At 65.6% G+C, this 5,067-nt stretch carries 6 protein-coding genes; 2 read left to right on the forward strand and 4 right to left on the reverse strand.

The genetic code is table 11. From position 1 onward, the window contains the following. Together JOY90_RS26130 and JOY90_RS26135 are read left to right on the forward strand one after the other, a co-directional pair. A partial coding sequence (locus JOY90_RS26130) for an FHIPEP family type III secretion protein (protein WP_291693992.1) occupies positions 1–709 on the forward strand: 709 nt, incomplete at its 5' end. Positions 710–1,016: 307 nt separating this feature from the next. Further along, a complete protein-coding gene (locus tag JOY90_RS26135) occupies positions 1,017–1,214 on the forward strand; it encodes a hypothetical protein (RefSeq protein ID WP_291693993.1) in 198 nt (65 codons plus the stop codon). Positions 1,215–1,353: 139 nt separating this feature from the next. Here JOY90_RS26135 and JOY90_RS26140 read toward each other — a convergent pair whose 3' ends face one another. The 4 genes from JOY90_RS26140 to fliI all read right to left on the reverse strand — a co-directional run. Beyond that, positions 1,354–2,613: an anti-sigma factor gene (locus JOY90_RS26140; RefSeq protein WP_291693994.1), complete on the reverse strand. Its 1,260-nt coding sequence runs from the start codon at positions 2,611–2,613 to the stop codon at positions 1,354–1,356. 18 nt (positions 2,614–2,631) lie between these two features. Next, the gene (locus JOY90_RS26145) at positions 2,632–3,177 is read right to left on the reverse strand and encodes a sigma-70 family RNA polymerase sigma factor (RefSeq protein ID WP_291693995.1); all 546 of its coding nucleotides are present in this window, start codon (positions 3,175–3,177) and stop codon (positions 2,632–2,634) included. A gap of 165 nt (positions 3,178–3,342) precedes the next feature. After that, positions 3,343–3,762 (reverse strand): flagellar export protein FliJ, encoded by a 420-nt coding sequence (gene fliJ, locus JOY90_RS26150; protein ID WP_291693996.1) that lies wholly within the window; start codon positions 3,760–3,762, stop codon positions 3,343–3,345. Positions 3,763–3,865: 103 nt separating this feature from the next. Continuing rightward, a partial coding sequence (gene fliI, locus JOY90_RS26155) for a flagellar protein export ATPase FliI (RefSeq protein ID WP_291693997.1) occupies positions 3,866–5,067 on the reverse strand: 1,202 nt, incomplete at its 5' end.

A 5,067-nucleotide genomic window follows, 5' to 3' on the forward strand; every position in this document is an offset into this window, starting at 1 on the left:
CGGGCTGCCCGCCACCTGGGTCGACGCCAGCCTGAAGGAAGAGGCGTCGCTGAAGGGCTACACCGTGGTCGATGCCGCGACCGTGCTGTCGACCCATCTCACCGAGCTCCTGAAGAGCAACATGTCGGACCTGCTGTCCTATGGCGAGGTGCAGAAGCTGCTGAAGGAATTGCCGAAGGAGCAAGGCGAGCTGGTCAAGGACATCGTGCCGGCCCAGGTCACGATATCAGGCATCCAGCGCGTGCTGCAGATGCTGCTCGCCGAGCGCATCTCGATCCGCGACCTCTCGACCATTCTCGAAGGCATCGCCGACGCGCTGGCGTTCTCGCGCAATCCTGCGACCATGGTCGAGCATGTCCGCGCCCGCCTGGCGCGGCAGATCTGTGCGCAGAATTCCTCGCCCGCCGGCTATCTGCCGCTGATCGCGATGTCGGCCAAGTGGGAGCAGGCCTTCGCCGAATCGCTGGTCGGCCAGGGCGAGGAGCGGAGCCTTGCGATGCAGCCGTCGAAGCTCTCGGAGTTCATGACCGCGGTGCGCGACAGTTTCGAGCGCGCCGCCCGCGAGGGCGAAGCGCCGGTGCTGGTGACGTCGGCGGCGATCCGGCCGTTCGTGCGGTCGCTGGTCGAGCGATTTCGCGCGCAGACGACGGTGCTGTCGCAGGCCGAAATTCACCCGCGTGCGCGGCTGAAGACGGTGGGGAGCGTGTAGGATAAGGGCAAGTTCCGCCTGTGCTTTTCCGCCACAGGCAAACGATTTCCGGCGGAATGCCGCCCCTCCGGACGTTTGCGTCGCGGCAAGGCGATCCGGGTGTTAAACCGCTGTAATCTTTACATTTTCTGAGGAGAGAAGCAGGTCTATGATCGCAGCCGATCAAGTGTTTTCACCGACATGTGATCGCCTCTTGGGAACGAGGACTCGAATCTCCACGTTCGTGGCGTGCAGAATGTCGAACCGGCGCAATGCTGGGGCCGACGAATCTGCAGGACCGCGAACTGGAAGGGGCAGGAGGTTTTCCATGAACCACTCGATCTACAGCGCCGATCGCTCGACGCATCTGAAGGTCGTGGTGGTGGCGCTGGTGGCCGGCATCGCGATTGCGGGGCTCGGCATCACGGCCCGCAGCGCGTCCGATGACTACACGCAGACGGCGCGGGTCATCAAGGCGGGCAAGCCGGTGACGATCACGAGCTCGGACGTTTCGACGGTGCGCTGACGAACAGGAATTTTGGAATTCGCGTGACTGCTTACCAGCCCCCCAAGAGTTGTCACGCGGATATGTAGACGACCTAACCCCCAAGTCGACTACCGAAAACGCCCGCTCCCCACGGGCGTTTTCTCTTTGCAGGATGGGTTCAGTGCGGCGGCTGCACCGTCTCGATCAGGCGGCCGGCATAGACCGGCGCCGAATGCGGGACACCGTCCGGCGAGCCGCCGGACTGCTCGACCGTCACGGCATAGGTCGCGTTGTTGATGAGGTCGGTGTCGTAGGCGGCGAGGATCGGCCGCGCGGTGAAGTCGCCGCTTCCGATCGGGCCGAGCGAGCGCGGCCGCGGCAGCTTCTCGGAAATCAGCCAGAGCTCGTAGCTCTTGCTCGGCTCAGGCGTGATCGCGCCGAGTTTGCGGACGCTGAAATTCTTGGTGGCGCCGTCGACCGTCAGGATGAAGCCGGGCTGACCGCCCTGCCCCTGCAGCAAGGCGACATATTGCGCCGAGGTCCCTGGCGGCGGCGCCGTCTCCGGGCCCCTGACCTCGACCACCCGCGTCCGCGGCTTGGGACGGATCGTATCCGGCAGATAGTCCGGCGCAAAGATCTGCAGGGCGATCAAGGCCACGAGCGACGCGGCGAGCGCCGTCGTCACCCTGGCAAGGCCGCGCCAGCGCCTGGCTTCGTTCGACAGGCGAATGACGTTGCTGTCGGTCGACACCATCGGTACCAGCGCCATGATCTCGGCGGCGGAGGGCGGCATCTCGGCTGGGGAAGCTGGCGCAGCAGACCCCGCCGGCTCCGATGGCGTCGCGGGTTCAGGCGGCGGCCCGTAGGACACAACCTCCTCCGGCGCCTCCGGCTCGTCGTCCGGCAGCGCCTCCGGCGCGAATCCCTCCGGTGCTTCGGCTTCCGGCTCCGACGACCGCAGCGGCTCTGCCTCCGGCTCCGAGGAGAGGATGGTCGATTCGAACGCCGGCGGCCCCGCAAGCTCTGGAGGCTCGGCAAGCTCTGGGGGCTCCGCCGCCACTTCGTCTTCGAAGGTCATATCCGGAGGAAGAGGCGGCGGGATTTCCAGCGGCAGCGGCGGCGGTGTTGGCACCCTGGACGGATCGATGTCCTCCTGCTCGATGTCCGCCTGCGGCTCGATTTCCTCGGGCCCGATCTCCTCGGGCTCGATCGCCTGAGGGTCGATCGCCGCCCTGATCTTGTCCCAGAGTTCCGGCCGCGGCTCGACCGCGCCGACCATCTGGTTGAGGACGCCGAGCCTGAACTCCCAGGCCCGCACCATCGCCGCGTAGCCCGGGTCGGCGGCCATCCCGACCTCGACCTCGGCGCGCTCGACGATGTCCAGCGTGCCGAGCGCGTATTCCGCCGCAAGCGCGATATGGTCTTCACTGTAGTCCATTATCCCGACGCCCAACCTCTAAAGACCAAGGCACTCGCGAATGTCCATCATGCTGCGACGGAGCCACGTCTTCACGGTGTTGACCGGCGCTTCGAACTTCTCCGCCAATTGCTCCCTGCTCCATCCGTTGTAGTAGGCCAACAGCACCAGTTTCTGGCGATCGGGCTCCAGACGGCCGACGCATTCGAGCAGGCGCTTCAGCTCCTCCGACATCTCCCGACGCGCCAGCGGATCCGGGTTGTCGCCGGCGACCTCCATCGCATCGGGCTCCTCCTCGATCGAAATCTCGCCCTTCTTGCGCACGAGGTCGATCGCCCGGTTGCGCGCGATCGAGGCCATCCACGTGATCGGCGACGACAAATCCGGATTGAATTGCCCGGCGCTTTGCCAGATCTTGACGTACGTCTCCTGGATGACCTCCTCGGCGAGATCCTGTCGGCGCAAGATACGGAGCACGACGCCGTAGAGTTTCGCGCGCGTCGCACCGTAAAGGCGCTCGAAGGCGTCCTGATCTCCCTTTGCGACCGCGGCAACCAGCCCGACCAGTTCCGCTGGCGTCAGCATTCAGCTTCCCCCAAAATCGCGATGCCCCTCCGCCTCACACCGATCCGCCGCACCCGGTTAGCCGATGGAAACGATGCGGAATAGACTTTTTCCGCATCAACGCCAAACAAAAAACCCGGGCCTTCCGGCCCGGGTCTCACGGTGCTGAGATGACGATGGGAAGGATCAGGCGATGACGCCGAGCCGCGCGCGCATCAATCCGATGCTGTCGAGGTCGGCCTGCTCGCGTGCGCTTTCCTCGGCGCGCTCGCGCGCCTGGTCGCGCTCGTCGAGGAGCTCGACCTTCTTCAATTCCTCGAAGGCCTCGGCCAGCAGGCTCTTCGCGTCCTCGAGCTGGATGCGCAGCTCGTCGGCGGAGCGCGTCAGATTCTCCCGGCGCTGGATCGCCGCCTTGGCATAGGTGGGATAGGCGAAATGGCTGGGATCGTGGATCCCGGCGCGCTCCTGCTCGCTCAGGATTTCACGCTCCAGATCGACCGACATCCGCTGGAAATCAGCGATCATGCCCTCGATCTGGGTGACCCTTCGCCGCTTCTCGTCGACCTGAAATTTCTTCAGGCGGATCAGCGTATCGCGTGACTTCATCGACTCATACTCCCCAGAAGTCCCAGTGAACGCGGGACGAGCCGGCTGACCTCGAGGACTGGGCCGGCGTTCTAGTGCTGGGAGCGATCATGGCCCGACAAAGTTAGCGTTCCGTTTCCAAACGGCCGAGGATTTGTTCCAGCTGCCGATAGCCGTCCGCCAAATGGGACACCTCGTCCTTGCCCTGGCGCAGGAACGCCTCCAGCGGCTCATGCAGCCGGATCGCTTCATCGACGTCCGGACTGGAGCCGGCCCGGTAGGCGCCGAGGCGGATCAGCTCTTCCATGTCGGCATAGGTCGCCATGACCCGGCGGCCCCGCTGGATGATCGGCAAATAGGCCGGGTCCGCCGATTTCGGCATGGTGCGGGATACCGATTTGAGCACGTTTATGGCGGGATAGCGGCCACGCTCGGCAATCGCGCGCTCCATCACGATGTGACCGTCCAGGATACCGCGGACGGCGTCCGCGATGGGCTCATTATGGTCGTCGCCATCGACCAGCACGGTGAAGATCGCGGTGATGGTGCCGGCCCCGGTGCCGGGACCGGCCCGCTCCAGGAGCTTCGGCAGTTCGGTGAAGACGGTCGGCGTGTAGCCCTTGGCGGTCGGCGGCTCGCCGGCCGAGAGGCCGATCTCGCGCTGCGCCATGGCAAAGCGCGTCACCGAATCCATCAGGCACAGCACGTCCTTCTCCCCGTCGCGGAAATGTTCCGCGATCGCGAGCGTCAGATAGGCCGCCTGCCGCCGCATCAGCGCCGGTTCGTCGGATGTGGCGACCACCACCACCGAGCGTGCAAGGCCCTCGTCGCCGAGGTCGTCCTGCAGGAACTCCTGCACCTCGCGGCCGCGTTCGCCGACCAGCCCGATGACCGAAACATCGGCATCGACGTTGCGCGCCAGCATGGACAGCAATACTGACTTACCGACACCGGAACCGGCGAAGATGCCGAGCCGCTGGCCGCGGCAGCAGGTCAGAAAGGTATTAAGCGCACGGACACCGAGGTCAAGCGGCTTGCCGACCCGCTTTCGTGCGTGCGCGGGCGGCGGATTGTTGCGGAAGGGCATCGGCGACGCACCTTGCGGCAGCGGACCCTTCCCGTCGATCGGTTCACCCATCCCGTTCAGCACCCGCCCGAGCCAGGCCTGAGACGGGCGCACCTGGCTTGCGGCATTGGCGATGACGGCACGGCAGCCGCGACGCACGCCTTCGAGTCCCGCGAACGGCATCACGACGGCATTGTTGCCGGTGAAACCGATGACCTCGCACGGGATGGCGCGGCCGCCGCCGGTCTCCACCACGATCC

This window comes from Bradyrhizobium sp. (assembly GCF_019242285.1).
Lineage (GTDB): Bacteria > Pseudomonadota > Alphaproteobacteria > Rhizobiales > Xanthobacteraceae > Bradyrhizobium.